A 15290-nucleotide genomic window follows, 5' to 3' on the forward strand; every position below is an offset into this window, starting at 1 on the left:
AAAAATGGAAGGGGTGTCTCGAAGTTTTTTTGAGACACCCCTTCATTTTACTTTTCTTAAATTGTTTGAAATTGAGCGTTACATCTTAAAACTGTTATGAAACCATCTAATATTGTATGACTAACCGAGAATCCCTTACGTTTATAAAATTCTAGAGCGTCGTCATTTCCATTTGAAACATAGATAAAATAATCCTCTACATCGTCAAATTGTTTTAACCAGTTCATTGACATACTGAATAGTACAGAGCCTACTCCATATTTTCTATATTCTTCTTTAATGTAAAATTGAGATAAACATCCAACATTCTTTTTATGGACTGATGAAAGGTCAAAAAAAGTTGCAAATTCGCTTACGTATACTTCTTTTGGAGAAATATTTGAATAAACGTAACCAACGATCTGATCTCCATCTTTCACGATAACAATATAATTATGTATAGCTTTTTTTATTGAAGGAACCATCCGTGTATCGAAATTCATACGATCAAACAACTCTGGTTTGATCTTCGCTTTTGCCTTCTGAAAAGTCATTAATTCATTACATAAATCTCTACATATTTCAATTTGATTCCTGTCAATCACTTCATAGGTTAAATTCATTTTGTCACCCCTCGTTAAATTTTTTTTAGCTTTAATTAAATTTATTATGAATTAATATTAATATATAAGTTCTTGAAAACAAATGAAAATAATATAAGCTGAACTATTTTTGGTATATAATGGAATTGGCAACTAGAATCAATTCATCATTCTGCACATAAAACAAATGGAGGATGAGAAAATGGAAGAACTTAAGTATGAGTTTTATATTGGGGCTAAACCAGAAGAAGTGTGGAACATATTTGTTTCGCCAGAAGCAACTAAAGCTATCTTTTTTGGTTGTATTTTAAAATCTACATTTGAAGTCGGTGCAAAATATGAATATATTGGACCAGGAGAAGCTGGAGATCATACAGTGCATGTTTATGGGGAAATCCTAGCATTTGAACCTCATAAAATGATGAGTTATACAGAACATCCAGGCCCAGTTTACCGTGAAAATCATGCTGAGCTAGAAACTAGAATTACACTTACACTTGAAAATATAGGTGAATGCACAAAATTAACACTAGTTAACGACCAATGGCCAAAAAATCACCCTTCATATGAAAATACGAAATCTACTTGGCCAATGATTTTAAGTAATGTAAAAACATATGCAGAAACTGGTAAAACATTAGATTTTGGTTGGTGACATTGAAAATAAAAAAACCTCTGGGATCAGAGGTTTTTGTTTTAGATTTAAAATTCTCGTTCATCTAAAAATATGAAAACCGACATATGCACTACAAATACTTATAACAGTAGATAAAAAGATATAAGATAACGCAGTTTTATACTTTTTTGCAAGCAATAATTGAATCGATTCATAACCAAATGTAGAAAAGGTTGTAAATCCACCTAATATTCCTACTCCAATAAACAGCCACATTGTAGTAGACATCGACTTATCGAGATATAAATGGTTTATTAAACCTAAAATAAACGATCCGAGTATGTTTATCACGAAGGTTCCAGTAGGAAAATTTGTTTTAACTTTTTTATTAACATAGTTTCCAAGGGCATAACGAAAAATTGCTCCGATTCCCCCACCTATTCCAACAATCACAATCATGATGAGGTTTCTCCTTTTACCTTATTAAATTTCTCAGCCGCTTTAAAACCAAAATATGCCAAAATTATTCCGATAACTAAACTTAAGAGGATATAGACTAAACTTACTAGCAATTTTTTTTCATCCATCAGCGCTACATTTTCAAGTGAAAAAGTAGAGAATGTAGTGAATGCTCCAGCAAATCCAGTTCCAATTAGTAAAGTATATTCAGGTTCTAATTTAACTTTAGCCATCGGTAAAAAGAAACCTAAAAAGAAGCATCCTATTATATTAATTAAAAATGTCTGAATTGGATATCCGTTTGAAAGTGGATGGATTGATAGACCTATAAGGTAACGAAGAATTGCTCCAAAAAATCCTCCGATTAGTATCAATAAATAATTCATTATACACCTCATAAATACATTATAAAAACGCTCCTTAGAGCGTTTTTTGTTAGTTTACAATAAAAAAAGCAATAATTGAAACTAAGTTATTTAAAAAATGGGCAAAAATTGTAACTTCGATTTTTTTTGTTTTGATATAGATAATACCAAAAATTAAACCAGCTAAAGAATATGAAAGTAATGCATAGATTGAAAAACCAGCAAGCATATGCAATAAGCCAAACCCAAATGAACTTACAATTAACCCAATAATCGGCGAGTTTTTAAAAATCGAACCAATAATTAGCTTACGTGTAATCCATTCTTCTTTAATTGGTGCAAGAATAACCGCAGAGATAATCATTAGGACTGGATTAGTCCGCAATAAGCCTTCCACTGCTTTTTGGTTATCTGGCGTAGCAATTGAATAATTGAAATGTTGAAAAATAACATCAAGAAGTTGTGAAGAAGCCATAAGAACCACATATGCCCCTAAAACGATCACAACATCAATCATATTTATATTTATTCGTCTTAAAGTTAGAAGCCCTTTTTTCTTCGTATAATAATAGAGCCATAATAAGCTGAGGACACCAAAAATTGAATCCGAATAAATTGATACGGTATTTACAAGATTATCAAATTGTTTTTCAGTAAGGTTTATATCCGCAACACTAACAAAAATCATACCCCATATTGAAGCAATCAAGATTAGTAAGTTCAAACCAACAATAAATATTAAAAAATAGTATAAAAGGGTTTTTAAGGCGGACTTACGTTCATTTGGGATATTTTCAGGAATGAGTGTTTTATAGTTTAATTCATTATTCAAATCGGCTCCTCCAATTTTTTAATCTATGTCACAAACTTTCTAATTTCTAATTTACATTTATACTAACATATCCTATATTATCTTAAATTTAAAGCTGAAAGAACTAGAAAGAGAATAAATGAGTCTAATTAATTAAAACCATTTTTATTTAATATATGAAAGGTTCGAGACAATATATGAGCAAAAAAGGATACCGAATAAATAGTAATATAAGAAACAAGGTATCTAAAGATACCTTGTTTCTTAGTAAAAGAATTATTTTTCAACATTTATTCTTTTATACTTAAATCTTAAATATTCTAATTTAACTGTTCAACCTGATCTCTAATCATCTCCATTTTATAGTCTAAAGAATTTACAGTTGCTGAAGCTTCATTCAAACTTTCTATAATTGCTTTTGGAACCTTCTTATTGTATTTATAAAAAATCTTGTGTTCCAGGCTTGCCCAGAAATCCATCGCAACTGTTCTAATTTGGATTTCCACTTTTACTCTTTTTGTTTCAGAAGCAAGGAAAATTGGAATTTCAATAATCATATGAAAGCTTTTATAGCCATTTGGTTTTGGATTTTTTATATAATCTTTTATTTCTATTATATGAATATCGTCTTGTTGTTTTAATAGTTCATAGATCATATAAATATCACTAATAAATGAACAACTAATACGTACTCCAGCTATATCACTTATATAATTTTCCAAATTATATTGTGTTAGTTCTAAACCTTTTCGCTCAAGCTTTTCTATAATACTGTCAGGTTTTTTTAAGCGTGATTTTACGTGTTCTATTGGATTATGATTATGAGTTAAAGTGAATTCTTCATTTAAAATTCTAATTTTAGTATTGATTTCATCTAACGCAAATTTATAGATTAAAAGTGTGTTAGTCCATTCACCTAAGCTTTGATCTTTCAACATAGGCAACCTCCTAGTGTATATTACATCAGTAATTGTACCAGCTTAATGTGAACTCAGTGTGAAATCTTGGTGAACAGTTAGTGACAAGTAGAATACAGGGATATTAAGTGTTTTAGGTAAAAGGAATAGTTAAGGTTAGTAATGGCAGGGTTATTAGAAAGGATCAAAGCAGTAGAAAGTGCAAGTAATATTAGAAAAATAAACAATTAATTTTAGCGACAGTAATTTATTTAGGGTTTTGTTAGTTTTGGAATAATATGTTATAAATTTATATATATAATTTTAGTTAGGAGTACATTGATGAAACAGAGTTTTTATCGTTTGTTTATAGAGTTGACAAATAATCGTTTTACTTCTGGTCTTTTGCGTAGGCTTGCTACTTCTAGATTTAGTAGGATTTTTATTAATCCTTATATTAAAGCGTTTAATTTAAATATGGATGAAAGTAAAGAGACCGTTTTTCCTACTTTACATGCCTTGTTTACTAGAGAATTAAAGCAAAATGCTAGACCGATTCATGCTGGTGAAAGTGAATTAGCTTGTCCGGTAGATGGTGTGTTAGAGTCATGTGGGAAAATTGAAAAGGATATTAAATTTGTCGTTAAAGGAAAGACATATAGCATTATTGAGATGTTAGGTTCAAAGGAAATGGCAGATAAATATGATGAGGGTTATTATATGGTATTGTATTTAAGTCCTAGCCATTATCATCGTATACATAGCCCAATCGAAGGCGAAATTGTATCACAATTCGAGTTAGGTGCTAAATCTTATCCCGTGAATAAAGCAGGATTAACGTATGGTAAAGATCCACTTTCAAAAAATTATCGAGTTATTTCAGAAGTATTATGTTCTGAAAACAATAAACATGTTGCGATGATTAAAGTTGGTGCTATGTTTGTTAACACAATCGTAGTAACTAAAAAAGAAAAACGTTTGAAAAAAGGTGAAGAAGTAGGGTATTTTTCTTTCGGTTCTACAGTTGTTTTGCTTTTTGAAGCTAATAGTTTTTCACCAAATTTGAAACTTCAATCTGGCCAAGCAATCAGAGTTGGTCAAAATCTTGGTAAATTACACTAAGTATGCACTTTTTTTCACGAAATGAGAGCCATCGTATAGAAAGATGGTTCTTTTTCTGTTATTGTAAAGAGTGCTTGTATTTATATTTCACTTGTATTATTTGCATATATTGAAAATAATAAAAATGTTTAAGATGTTTTTTTTATATAGTATTCTAGACCTCTTCGTTTAATTTCTTTTTCAATTAAATAAATGAAGGCAGGATCAAGCTGTAAACCTAGAGCTTTTTTGTACGACTCAAGTAACAACTCATCATTTAATTTGTACATATTTTTTGCCCGGTTGGGCATTCACCTCCGAGTGAGAAAAGTTTTTGAATTTCTTCGTAAACTTAATGTATCAAATTTTTAAAAATAGAACAATCGTTCGTTTATCCACAGAAATAGGTGGATAAGTTGTGGGTAATTTGTTTATATATTCTGAAAAGGTAGGTTCTTAGACTAAGGATAATGTGTATAAGATTTATCCACAGTTAGAATGATTGTAGTTATTTGTCGAACGATTTTAAGAATATATTGAGGTGTAATAATGTTTAATAAATTTTTACCGAGTGAAACTGTTAATAATGTTTATGCAATTACGCCTGAGCATTTAAAAGGCTTAGGAATAAAAGGGATCATTACTGATTTAGATAACACGTTAGTAGAGTGGGACCGTCCATTAGCTACTCCAGAACTAACGAAATGGTTCAAAAGCATGGATGATGCAGGGATTAAAATTACTGTTGTATCGAATAACAATGCTGAGCGTGTCGGAAAGTTTTGTGATCCTTTAGGAATTCCATTTATTCATCGTGCACGTAAGCCACTTGCTACATCATATAAAAAAGCATATAAACAAATGAATTTAAAGCCAAATGAAGTTGTCATGATTGGAGATCAGTTGCTTACAGACGTATTTGGAGGCAATCGTCAAGGAATTCATACAATTTTAGTTGTTCCGGTTGCAAGTACAGATGGAATTTGGACTAGATTTAATCGAATGGTAGAACGTAGAATTCTTTCATCCTTAAGGAAGCAAGGATTGCTACAATGGGAGGATAAAAAGTGAGTTATACAGAAGTAAGATGTATTGGTTGTGGAGTTGAAATTCAAACAGAGGATAAAGACAAGCTTGGATATGCACCTCCATCATCATTAGAAAAAGAAGAGATTATTTGCCAACGTTGTTTCCGTTTAAAAAACTATAATGAGATTCAAGATGTAGAGTTGACTGATTCTGACTTTATTCGTATCTTAAATGGAATAGGTTCTAAAGACTGTCTTGTCATAAAAGTAGTTGATGTGTTTGATTTTTCGGGCAGCTGGTTAAATGGAATCAATCGATTCGTTGGTAACAACAAAATATTATTAGTTGGAAATAAGGCAGATTTAATTCCGAAGTCAGTTAAGAAAAATAAGCTTACGCAATGGATGAGCGGAACTGCAAAACGTTGGGGACTTAAACCAGTAGGAGTTCATTTAATTAGTGCAGTAAAAGGCACTGGTATAGACGAATTAGCTGAAAGTATTGAAAAGCATCGTGAAGGTAAGGATGTATACGTAGTAGGTTGTACAAATGTTGGAAAATCAACGTTTATCAATACGATGATTAAACGTTATAGTGAAGAAAATAGCAATATTATTACAACTTCTCATTTTCCGGGTACAACACTTGATATGATTCAAATACCACTTGATGATCAGAGTGATCTAATTGATACACCAGGTATTATTAATCATCATCAAATGGCTCATTTCGTTGATAAAAAAGGTTTAAAGGTTATAACACCGAAAAAAGAAATTAAGCCTATGGTTTATCAATTGAATGAGGGTCAAACATTATTCTTTGGTGGGTTAGCACGTTTTGATTATTTAGAGGGTGGAAGACGTTCTTTTACTTGTCACTTCTCAAACGAATTATCAATTCATCGTACTAAACAAGAAAATGCTGATGATTTATATGAAAGACAAGCTGGGGAATTATTAGTTCCACCTTATGGTGAGCAAATAAATGAGCTTCCTAAATTAGTGAAGCATGAATTTATGATAAAAGATGCTAAAACTGATATAGTTTATTCAGGGTTAGGTTGGATCACAGTAAATGAACCTGGTGCTAAAATTGTTGCTTATGTACCAAAAGGTGTAGCTGTAACTCTTCGTAATTCTATTATATAAGAATAATTTTGGGGGCGAATAGATATGAAAGACCAATACTATGTAATCGGTCAACCGATTGGTCATTCAATGTCTCCAACTATGCATAATGAATGGTTTGACTCGAATCATATTTCGGGTCAATATTTTGCAAAAGAAGTTGGGATAACAGAATTAAAATCAGTTATGACAGAATTTCGTTCAACAGTAAAAGGATTTAATGTTACAGCTCCACTAAAAGTAGAAATTATGAAGTACTTAGATGAAATTGATCCATTGGCAAAAGCAATTGGAGCTGTAAATACAGTTATTAATAAAAATGGGAAACTGTATGGAAAAAATACTGACGGTATGGGGTATTGTAGAGGCTTATCCTATGTTTTGAAAAATCCGATTGAAGAAGAAAAGATTTTGATTATCGGTGCAGGCGGAGCTGCTAGGGCAATCCTTTATAGCTTACTGCACTTAGGTGTTAAGCATATTACAGTTACAAACCGAACGTTAGAAAAAGCACAGGATCTATTAGATGGCAAGCTGATGAATGAAGTTAATATTATGTCTATTTCAGATGCTGAAGAATATTTAGGGCGCTTTTCTCTTATCATTCAAACAACTTCTGTTGGAATGAAGCCAAATGAAAATAGCACGCCGTTAGCACTAACTAATTTATCAAAAGATGCAATTGTTTCGGACCTAATATATAGTCCATTTAAAACAGTATTCTTAAAAGAAGCAAAAGAGAGAAATGCGACTATTCAAAACGGATTACCGATGTTTATTTATCAAGGGGCATTAGCATTTCAAGAGTGGACAGGAATTTTTCCGAATACGATTGATGCATACTCATTATTAGAAAGAAAACTTGGAGGAACAAAATGTTAACAGGTAAACAAAAAAGATTTTTACGTTCGAAAGCTCATCACTTAAACCCTATTTTTCAAGTAGGTAAAGGTGGAGTTAATGAAAATATGGTTAAGCAAATTTCTGAAGCGCTTGAAGTAAGGGAACTTTTAAAAGTAAGTATACTTCAAAATTGTGATGATGATCGTTACGATGTAGCAGATCAGCTAGCTGAAGGTGCAAATGCTGAACTAGTACAAGTAATTGGACATACAGTTGTTTTATATAAAGAGTCAAAAGAAAATAAAACTATCGTACTTCCTTAATATGTTAAATACCGTTAATTAGAGGAGAAGCGGATTAATGGATAAACAAAAAGCACTTTCACTTGTAAAAGAAAAACTAACGAACCAACGTTTTACACATACTATTGGTGTGATGGAAACTGCAGTTAGACTAGCCGAAAAGTACGGTGCGGATGTAAAAAAAGCAGAACTAGCTGCAATTTTCCATGATGTCGCAAAATGCATGCCGATTAAAGACTTAAAATCAATTATGGAAGAAAATAAATTTTCATTAAAGCTTTTAAAGTACAATAAAGAATTATGGCATGCTCCTGTTGGTGCATTTCTTACTGAACATGAATATGGAATTGATGATCAAGAGATATTACAAGCAATCACATATCATACAAGTGGTCATAAAGAAATGAATTTATTAGATAAAATAATATATGTAGCAGATTATATTGAACCTAATCGGAGTTTTCCCGGAGTAGAGAAAGCTCGTGAATTAGCGGATCAAGATTTAGATCGAGCTTTATTATTTGCATTAAAAAATACAATTACATTTTTGATTGATAAAGAACAAACAGTCTACCCATTAACGGTTAAAACATATAACTCAATATTAAAGCAAGTTAAAAGCCAGGGGGAATAAAAGAATGAATGAAAAAGAATTAATGATGCTAGCTGTAAATGCTGCTGATGATAAAAAAGCTGAAGATTTAGTTGTATTAGACATGAAAGGAATCTCTGCAATTGCAGATTATTTCATTATTTGTCACGGTAATTCAGATAAGCAAGTTCAAGCTATTGCAAGAGAAGTGAAAGACCAAGCTCAAAAAAATGGTAAAGATGTTAAACGTTTAGAAGGTTTTGATGAAGCTCGTTGGGTATTAGTAGACATCGGTGACGTTGTCGTTCATATTTTCCATCGTGATGAAAGAAACTATTACAACTTAGAAAAACTTTGGGGAGATGCACCTTCTCTTGATGTTTACGGAGAGCTTCTTTCATGACATACAATCGCTTTGCGTATTTGTATGATCAACTAATGAATGATGTCCCATATGAAAAATGGGTTCAATTCTTAGAAGATGTATTTCAAAAATATGAAATGCTTCAGCCTTCAATTTTAGATATTGGTTGTGGAACAGGTACATTACCCATCTCAATGGCAAAATTGAATTATTCAATTAGTGGGGTTGATTTATCTGAGGAAATGTTAAGTGTCGCAATGGCAAAAGCAGAACAGGAAAAAGTTAATATCCCTTTTTTTCAACAAAATATGGTGGAATTAGAAGGGTTTGATCAATTAGATTGTGTAACAATTTTCTGTGATTCACTTAATTATTTAGAAACAGAAGATCAAGTAAAACAAACCTTTATAAAAGTAAATGAAAGCTTAAAGGATAATGGTTTATTTTTATTTGATGTACACTCTCCTTATAAAATTGAAGAAATTTTTGGTGAAGAGACATTTTTTATTGATGATGCGGAGTTAAGTTTAGTTTGGTCTTGTTCGCAAGGGGAACATCCATTAAGTGTTGAACATGATTTAGTTTTCTTTATGAAAGAGGAAAATCGTGATTTATACGAACGCTTCGAAGAGTATCACAATCAAAGAACATTTCCAATAAATACGTATAAATCATTGTTAAATCAAACTGGATTTGAAGTGAAAGAAGTTATAGCAGATTTCCATGAAGCTGTAGATGATACTTCTGAACGAATCTTTTTTATAGCAATGAAAAAATAATAAACCCTTTTAAGAAAATTCCTTTTCTTAAAGGGTTTTTTTACGTTATTAGTCATACAAAATTGAATTTTATATTTTTGTTACAAATGGTGTAAAGCGGTATAATCATTTTTAAGTTAATCAAAATTGTTCCTTTACTCGCTCTATTTCCTTATCAAACTTATCATGTGTTTTTTCAAAAATTTCTTCGAATAAATCTCCTACTCGTGCTTCTAATACTTTAATTCCTTCTCCAGTTATTCCACCTTTTACACATACTTTTTCTTGGAGTGTTTCAAGCGTAAAATGTTTTTGTTCAATTAATTTTCCAAATCCAATAATCATTTCTTCTGCTAAAATCGTTGCTTGCTCTTTTGAAATTGAGGTTTGACAAACAGCCGCATCGATAAATTTTTGTAGCAAGTAACTAAAAAATGCAGGTCCACAGCTTGCGATATCCGATGAAACTCTTGTGATGTCTTCTGTAATCATGACTGGTTTAGATATGTTTGAAAAAAGTTCGATAATTTGCTCCTTACTTTTGGCCGTACACCTATTCCCGAAATTAACTAAAGTTACTCCACTCAATGCTTGATTGGTTATGCTTGGAATAACGCGTGCAACTTGACAAGGTAGTATCGCTTCTAATTGTTCAACGTTAATCGGACTAGTAATTGATATAACGCAATGTTTTTTAGTGAAATGTTTTTGTAAAGATGATAAGAGTGGCTGAATTTCTAAAGGTTTAACACAAACTAATACAATGTCTGATGCAGTAATTACTTCTTTCGCTGTCTCAACAACATTTAAATCAGGATATATATTTTTTAGCTCATAAGCTTTATACATTGAACGGTTTGTAACAGTTAATTCGGAGGGCTTCACGGCATTCGATTTAATAAATCCTTTGAGCAAAATGGTGCCCATATTTCCTGTACCTATGATTCCTACGTTCATGAGTACATCCCTTCCTTTGCATACATTCTCTCCTACACTATATGAAGCAACGTCGAAAATAATGATATAAGTTAAAATGGAGGACTAATAATGAAAAAGTTAATTCATAATAAATTAGTTTGGATTTGTCTCGTATTTGTCGCTATTTTAGTCATAAATTATTATCAAACTGAGCGTAAAAATGAAGTAGTTTTTGCAAAGCAATCACTTGAAGAAGAAATAGTAAAGAAGAACGATGATCAGAAAAAAGAAGTTAGTAAACCAGTGAATTCGAAAGTATATATGGTTGATGTAAAAGGAGCAATACAAAAACCAGGTGTAATCAAATGTAACGAAGGAGAGCGTGTTATTGACGTAATTAGATTAGCGGGAGGATTTAAAGAAAAAGCTGATGTTAATAAGGTTAATTTAGCTGAAAAAATAGTTGACGAGATGGTCATTTATGTACCGTTTATTGGAGAAGAAACTGATCAAACAATAATTACGAATGGGGAGGATGAATCCAAACAAAATGAGACGATTGATATAAACCATGCATCACAATCAGAATTGGAAAATATTCCGGGTGTTGGTCCAGCAAAAGCAAAAAATATTTTAGATTATATTGATAAAAACGGACCATTTACTTCAATAGAACAATTAGAATCTGTAAATGGAATCGGCAAAAAATCCCTTGAAAAAATGACTCCGTATATTTTCATACGCTAAGTGATGAGTATTTATCTAGCTTATATTGTTTTTGTCCAAATAATAACAATCGTCTTTTTTAAATCCTATCATACATTGTTTCTATTAATATTACTCATTTTAATGATCTTTATAGTCGTAAAGAAAAAATGGATACTTTTATCTATTTGTATTACTTCGGTATTTATTACGTTTAGTATATGTTACATACAAAACAATAAAATGAATTCCCCTAAAACAAAGCCCTCGCAAAATGTACGTGGAGAAATTACTTCTACTCCAATAATAGATGGTAATAAGGTTTCGTTTACATTTAAACTCCATAATCAAAAAATTTTATTAAATAGTTTTGCTAATACAAAAGAACAATTAAAAGTTTTTCAAAAAAGAAAAATAGGTGAAATATGTGAGGTAAAAGGTGAAGTTACATTACCTTTAGAAAACTCGAACCCATACTTATTTAATTATAAGAAGTATTTATTAAACCAAGGAATTCACTGGATTATTACAGCTAATCCAAATAGTTTAAGGGAATGTGAAAATGGAAAACGAACCATCATTCAATCAATAAATTATAGTCGCCATGCCTTAACTAAATATGTAGAGGTAAATTTTAATTCCAATACAGAAGGTTATATTAATGCTCTCTTATTTGGTGAACGATCAAAAATGAATGCAACTACAGAATCTCAATATCAAATAGTGGGAATTGTGCATTTACTTGCGATTAGTGGATCTCATATTAGTTTATTGAGTGTTGGCATCTATTTTCTTCTCATTAGAATCGGAGTAACGAAGGAAACCAGCTTATTTATAACGATTTTGTGTATTATTACGTATGGATTTCTAGCAGGGGCTTCAGCTTCAGTTGTCAGGGCAGTTATTATTGGTGTTCTAGTTTGCTTCTACAAATTAGCAAAAATGAAAGTTGACATTACTTCGTTATTATTCACTTCTTGTATAATCATGTTATTTGTAAAACCAAATTATATTGATGATATTGGATATCAATTTTCTTTTATAACCAGTTTTGTACTCGTTTTAATTTCTGAACAAATTTTAAATTACAATTCTTGGATTGCAAGGGCTCTTTTTACATCGAGTATTACCCAATTAGCATCAATCCCTATATTGCTTTTTAATTTTCATGAATTATCACCATACAGTATAATCATTAACTTACTTTTCATTCCTTATATTAGTTTTATTATTATGCCACTATGTATGTTTTGTTTTGGTATAAGTTTTATTAATTTTGAAATGAGCGAAATGTTAACATTATTGCTAACATTCTTTCTTAACATATCTGATAAATTATTGAGTTTATGTATGCAATTACCGTTTATTAAGTTGATTTTTATGCATCCTTCTAAAGGAATTCTGTTTATATATATAGTACTAATATTTTTAATTTTATACTTTATGGAAAGTGAGAAAGAGAAGAAATTATATAGTTATTGCCTAATTGGATTTTTTATTCTGATTGGAGGGCATTTATTTTATCCCTTTATGAACCCTATTGGAAAGATTATGTTTATAGATGTAGGTCAAGGTGACTGTATCCTTATAAAATTGCCTTTTAATAAAGGGAATTATGTAATTGATACTGGAGGTAAGTTAACTGGAAAAGAAGAAACATGGATGAAGCGTAAAAAACCATTTTCAACTGGCAATGATGTATTGATTCCATTGTTAAAAGGAGAAGGAATAAGTAAAATAGATAAATTAATATTTACACATGGTGACATTGATCATATTGGAGGTGGAAAAGAGGTGCTACAGTCATTTAATGTAAAACAATTAATGGTAGGTGACAAGACGAAATTTACTTCAGCAGAAAAAGAAAGAATGAATTTAGCCATAAAAAAGGGAGTAGAGATTAAAAGAATAAGTGAAGGTATGAGTTGGAAAATCGGTAAGAATTATTTTCAAGTGATTTCGCCAATTAAAGATTATGTAGGTGAGGAAAACCAAGGGTCAATCGTTTTAAAGGCACACATAGGCGGGAAGAATTGGATGTTTTCTGGTGACTTAGATGAAAATGGAGAAGATCGGCTCATCTCTAAATATCCTTATTTAAAGTCAGATGTTTTGAAAATAGGGCATCATGGGAGTAAATCATCTACTTCAGAAAAATTTATTAAAGCTGTTATGCCGAAATTTGGTATTATTTCAGTTGGAGAAAAAAATCGATATGGTCATCCAACAGAAGAAGTACTTACTCGATTAAAAAAGTACAATGTTAGAATCTTACGTACGGATAAACTTGGTGCAATAACTTATGAATTTAAAAGAGGACAAGGTACCATTTATACATTTAAAGCATATCGTAAAACAAATAACAGAAACCAAGAAGCAAATTAAAAAGACTGCCGAGGCAGTCCAGTCATTTGATTCTATGTATTATCGCGTAACATACTCCACAATTGTTGCGATGATAAATAGAGTTGCGAAGAAACCAAATGAAACAGCAAAGCCAACGCCAGAATCTGTTGAATCATTACGTTTGCTTTGAACATTTTTTTCAAAAGTATTCACAAATAACCCCTCCTAATTCAATTTTAGTATAAATCAATATAACTAAAAAATCCATAGTATGTTTGTTTTAGTTATACCGTTTTAAATGAAGAAACCGGGTCTTTATTTAAAACGTTAATATAAATTAGAGATTAGTATTTACTAATCTCTTCCTTCTCATGTAGGACATGTTATACTATACTAAGAAAATTAGTGTAGAGGAGCAAAACATGATTAATGATTTACATAAAAAATTGAAAAAGAATGTAGCGCCAATGTATTTATTGGTAGGTACGGAAGATTTTTTACTTCAAGAAGCAGAAAACTTAATCGTGAAAGCAGCTTTACAAGGAGAAATTGATGATTTTAATTATCAAACATATGATTTAAAAGAGTCTTATTTAAGTGAAGCTCTTGAGGATGCTCAAACACCGTCCTTTTTTGGCGGAAACAAAGTCATCATCATAAAATCATGTTTGTTTTTAACAGCTCAAAAAGAAAAAATTGTACAAGATATAGAACCACTATTTGATTATATTGAAAATCCTGCGCCTTTTACTACTGTTGTTTTTGTTGCTCCTTTTGAAAAATTAGATGAGCGGAAAAAAGTAACAAAAGCGATGAAAAAACAAGTAGAGCTAGTTGAATGTCATCCTGTTGAAACGAGTAATTTAGACAGCTGGATCAAAGAGCGGTTTACTGGGAATGTAACGATTACTAATGAAGCAATTGAAAAATTAAAATTACTTGTTGGAAATAATTTATCGATCTTAAAGCTTGAATGTGAGAAGCTACAACTGTTTATTGGGAATGAAGGAAAAGTTGATGCAGACCTAGTAGAGATGATGGTAGCTAAAACTATTGAACAAAACGTTTTTTCTCTTATCGAAAAAACAGCAGTAAGACAGACAACTGAGGCACTTAAAATTCTTCATGAACTATTATTTATTGGTGAAGAACCGATAAAAATAGTTGCATTGTTAGCTAGTCAGTTTAGATTATTGTACGGAATAAAACAATTATCGAGTAGTGGATATTCCAATAATCAAATTGCCTCTTCAGTTGGTGTATCACCAGGAAGAGTGTTTTATGGACAAAAGCAAGCAAATAACTTTCAAGCAAATGAATTGAAAGAAGCAATACGATTAATTGCTGAAGTTGATTACAAAATGAAGACAGGTCAAGGAGATAAGGTAATGATCCTTGAAATGTTAATTCTTCAATTAAATAAATAATTATAAGAGATTCACTACTAAATGAATATTCGTTTAATAAATTAAATAAA

The 15290-nt window shown here is 30.9% G+C and carries 20 protein-coding genes; 12 read left to right on the top strand and 8 right to left on the bottom strand.

Annotated elements, in window-relative coordinates; all coding sequences use genetic code 11:
* Positions 1-56: 56 nt before the first annotated feature.
* Positions 57-602: a GNAT family N-acetyltransferase gene (locus RAH41_RS04135; RefSeq protein WP_331220896.1), complete on the bottom strand. Its 546-nt coding sequence runs from the start codon at positions 600-602 to the stop codon at positions 57-59.
* Between the two features lie 181 nt (positions 603-783).
* On the opposite strand from RAH41_RS04135, the gene RAH41_RS04140 reads away from it, so the two are divergent.
* Positions 784-1236 (top strand): SRPBCC family protein, encoded by a 453-nt coding sequence (locus RAH41_RS04140; RefSeq protein WP_331220898.1) that lies wholly within the window; start codon positions 784-786, stop codon positions 1234-1236.
* 60 nt (positions 1237-1296) lie between these two features.
* Here the strand turns inward: RAH41_RS04140 and crcB (RAH41_RS04145) are convergent, their stop codons facing one another.
* From crcB (RAH41_RS04145) to RAH41_RS04160, 4 genes are all read right to left on the bottom strand, one after another.
* The gene (gene crcB, locus RAH41_RS04145; RefSeq protein ID WP_331220899.1) at positions 1297-1656 is read right to left on the bottom strand and encodes a fluoride efflux transporter CrcB; all 360 of its coding nucleotides are present in this window, start codon (positions 1654-1656) and stop codon (positions 1297-1299) included.
* Positions 1653-2042, bottom strand: a complete 390-nt coding sequence (gene crcB / locus RAH41_RS04150) for a fluoride efflux transporter CrcB (RefSeq protein WP_331220902.1) — start codon at positions 2040-2042, stop codon at positions 1653-1655. The genes crcB (RAH41_RS04145) and crcB (RAH41_RS04150) overlap by 4 nt, the downstream gene beginning before the upstream one ends.
* Before the next feature lie 49 nt (positions 2043-2091).
* Positions 2092-2853 carry a type II CAAX endopeptidase family protein gene (locus RAH41_RS04155; RefSeq protein ID WP_331220904.1) on the bottom strand — a complete coding sequence of 254 codons (762 nt, stop codon included), beginning with the start codon at positions 2851-2853 and terminating at the stop codon, positions 2092-2094.
* Positions 2854-3152: 299 nt separating this feature from the next.
* The gene (locus RAH41_RS04160) at positions 3153-3770 is read right to left on the bottom strand and encodes a GTP pyrophosphokinase family protein (RefSeq protein WP_331220906.1); all 618 of its coding nucleotides are present in this window, start codon (positions 3768-3770) and stop codon (positions 3153-3155) included.
* Between the two features lie 300 nt (positions 3771-4070).
* On the opposite strand from RAH41_RS04160, the gene RAH41_RS04165 reads away from it, so the two are divergent.
* Positions 4071-4850 carry a phosphatidylserine decarboxylase gene (locus RAH41_RS04165; protein ID WP_331220908.1) on the top strand — a complete coding sequence of 260 codons (780 nt, stop codon included), beginning with the start codon at positions 4071-4073 and terminating at the stop codon, positions 4848-4850.
* Positions 4851-4978: 128 nt separating this feature from the next.
* On the opposite strand, the gene RAH41_RS04170 is transcribed toward RAH41_RS04165, so the two are convergent.
* Positions 4979-5119, bottom strand: coding sequence for a sporulation histidine kinase inhibitor Sda (locus RAH41_RS04170; protein WP_331220910.1), 141 nt, complete (start codon positions 5117-5119; stop codon positions 4979-4981).
* Between the two features lie 259 nt (positions 5120-5378).
* On the opposite strand from RAH41_RS04170, the gene RAH41_RS04175 reads away from it, so the two are divergent.
* The 7 genes from RAH41_RS04175 to RAH41_RS04205 are packed head-to-tail and all read left to right on the top strand — an operon-like array spanning position 5379 to position 9865.
* Complete coding sequence (locus tag RAH41_RS04175) at positions 5379-5900, top strand: YqeG family HAD IIIA-type phosphatase (RefSeq protein WP_069035111.1); 522 nt, start codon at positions 5379-5381, stop codon at positions 5898-5900.
* Positions 5897-7006: a ribosome biogenesis GTPase YqeH gene (gene yqeH / locus RAH41_RS04180; RefSeq protein ID WP_331220913.1), complete on the top strand. Its 1110-nt coding sequence runs from the start codon at positions 5897-5899 to the stop codon at positions 7004-7006. Before RAH41_RS04175 ends, yqeH begins: the two co-directional genes overlap by 4 nt.
* A gap of 24 nt (positions 7007-7030) precedes the next feature.
* Positions 7031-7867: a shikimate dehydrogenase gene (gene aroE / locus RAH41_RS04185; RefSeq protein WP_331220915.1), complete on the top strand. Its 837-nt coding sequence runs from the start codon at positions 7031-7033 to the stop codon at positions 7865-7867.
* Complete coding sequence (yhbY, locus tag RAH41_RS04190) at positions 7861-8151, top strand: ribosome assembly RNA-binding protein YhbY (RefSeq protein WP_331220917.1); 291 nt, start codon at positions 7861-7863, stop codon at positions 8149-8151. The genes aroE and yhbY overlap by 7 nt, the downstream gene beginning before the upstream one ends.
* Positions 8152-8188: 37 nt before the next feature.
* The gene (yqeK, locus tag RAH41_RS04195; protein ID WP_331220919.1) at positions 8189-8764 is read left to right on the top strand and encodes a bis(5'-nucleosyl)-tetraphosphatase (symmetrical) YqeK; all 576 of its coding nucleotides are present in this window, start codon (positions 8189-8191) and stop codon (positions 8762-8764) included.
* A gap of 4 nt (positions 8765-8768) precedes the next feature.
* Complete coding sequence (gene rsfS, locus RAH41_RS04200; RefSeq protein WP_331220921.1) at positions 8769-9125, top strand: ribosome silencing factor; 357 nt, start codon at positions 8769-8771, stop codon at positions 9123-9125.
* Positions 9122-9865, top strand: a complete 744-nt coding sequence (locus RAH41_RS04205; protein WP_331220923.1) for a class I SAM-dependent methyltransferase — start codon at positions 9122-9124, stop codon at positions 9863-9865. Before rsfS ends, RAH41_RS04205 begins: the two co-directional genes overlap by 4 nt.
* Positions 9866-9985: 120 nt before the next feature.
* On the opposite strand, the gene comER is transcribed toward RAH41_RS04205, so the two are convergent.
* Positions 9986-10801 carry a late competence protein ComER gene (gene comER / locus RAH41_RS04210; protein ID WP_331220925.1) on the bottom strand — a complete coding sequence of 272 codons (816 nt, stop codon included), beginning with the start codon at positions 10799-10801 and terminating at the stop codon, positions 9986-9988.
* Between the two features lie 90 nt (positions 10802-10891).
* On the opposite strand from comER, the gene RAH41_RS04215 reads away from it, so the two are divergent.
* Entirely contained in the window at positions 10892-11509 is a 618-nt protein-coding gene (locus RAH41_RS04215; protein WP_331220926.1) for a helix-hairpin-helix domain-containing protein, read from the top strand.
* A 3-nt stretch (positions 11510-11512) separates the two neighbouring features.
* Positions 11513-13852 carry a DNA internalization-related competence protein ComEC/Rec2 gene (locus tag RAH41_RS04220; RefSeq protein WP_331220927.1) on the top strand — a complete coding sequence of 780 codons (2340 nt, stop codon included), beginning with the start codon at positions 11513-11515 and terminating at the stop codon, positions 13850-13852.
* Positions 13853-13891: 39 nt separating this feature from the next.
* Here RAH41_RS04220 and RAH41_RS04225 read toward each other — a convergent pair whose 3' ends face one another.
* Positions 13892-14026 carry a YqzM family protein gene (locus RAH41_RS04225; RefSeq protein ID WP_069035101.1) on the bottom strand — a complete coding sequence of 45 codons (135 nt, stop codon included), beginning with the start codon at positions 14024-14026 and terminating at the stop codon, positions 13892-13894.
* Positions 14027-14235: 209 nt separating this feature from the next.
* On the opposite strand from RAH41_RS04225, the gene holA reads away from it, so the two are divergent.
* Entirely contained in the window at positions 14236-15240 is a 1005-nt protein-coding gene (gene holA, locus RAH41_RS04230) for a DNA polymerase III subunit delta (RefSeq protein WP_331220928.1), read from the top strand.
* Positions 15241-15290 lie beyond the last annotated feature (50 nt).

The sequence above is a fragment of the Gottfriedia acidiceleris genome, assembly GCF_036421055.1.
GTDB classification, from domain to species: Bacteria; Bacillota; Bacilli; order Bacillales; family Bacillaceae_G; genus Gottfriedia; species Gottfriedia acidiceleris_C.

Bases quoted from the DNA above. Each gene is read 5' to 3' on its own strand.
- RAH41_RS04160 (WP_331220906.1), bottom strand. From the start codon at position 3,770: ATGTTGAAAGATCAAAGCTTAGGTGAATGGACTAACACACTTTTAATC.
- yhbY (WP_331220917.1), top strand. From the start codon at position 7,861: ATGTTAACAGGTAAACAAAAAAGATTTTTACGTTCGAAAGCTCATCAC.
- rsfS (WP_331220921.1), top strand. From the start codon at position 8,769: ATGAATGAAAAAGAATTAATGATGCTAGCTGTAAATGCTGCTGATGAT.
- RAH41_RS04175 (WP_069035111.1), top strand. From the start codon at position 5,379: ATGTTTAATAAATTTTTACCGAGTGAAACTGTTAATAATGTTTATGCA.
- RAH41_RS04220 (WP_331220927.1), top strand. From the start codon at position 11,513: ATGAGTATTTATCTAGCTTATATTGTTTTTGTCCAAATAATAACAATC.
- crcB (WP_331220899.1), bottom strand. From the start codon at position 1,656: ATGATTGTGATTGTTGGAATAGGTGGGGGAATCGGAGCAATTTTTCGT.
- aroE (WP_331220915.1), top strand. From the start codon at position 7,031: ATGAAAGACCAATACTATGTAATCGGTCAACCGATTGGTCATTCAATG.
- RAH41_RS04205 (WP_331220923.1), top strand. From the start codon at position 9,122: ATGACATACAATCGCTTTGCGTATTTGTATGATCAACTAATGAATGAT.
- holA (WP_331220928.1), top strand. From the start codon at position 14,236: ATGATTAATGATTTACATAAAAAATTGAAAAAGAATGTAGCGCCAATG.
- comER (WP_331220925.1), bottom strand. From the start codon at position 10,801: ATGAACGTAGGAATCATAGGTACAGGAAATATGGGCACCATTTTGCTC.
- RAH41_RS04215 (WP_331220926.1), top strand. From the start codon at position 10,892: ATGAAAAAGTTAATTCATAATAAATTAGTTTGGATTTGTCTCGTATTT.
- RAH41_RS04170 (WP_331220910.1), bottom strand. From the start codon at position 5,119: ATGTACAAATTAAATGATGAGTTGTTACTTGAGTCGTACAAAAAAGCT.
- RAH41_RS04140 (WP_331220898.1), top strand. From the start codon at position 784: ATGGAAGAACTTAAGTATGAGTTTTATATTGGGGCTAAACCAGAAGAA.
- RAH41_RS04165 (WP_331220908.1), top strand. From the start codon at position 4,071: ATGAAACAGAGTTTTTATCGTTTGTTTATAGAGTTGACAAATAATCGT.
- RAH41_RS04135 (WP_331220896.1), bottom strand. From the start codon at position 602: ATGAATTTAACCTATGAAGTGATTGACAGGAATCAAATTGAAATATGT.
- yqeK (WP_331220919.1), top strand. From the start codon at position 8,189: ATGGATAAACAAAAAGCACTTTCACTTGTAAAAGAAAAACTAACGAAC.
- crcB (WP_331220902.1), bottom strand. From the start codon at position 2,042: ATGAATTATTTATTGATACTAATCGGAGGATTTTTTGGAGCAATTCTT.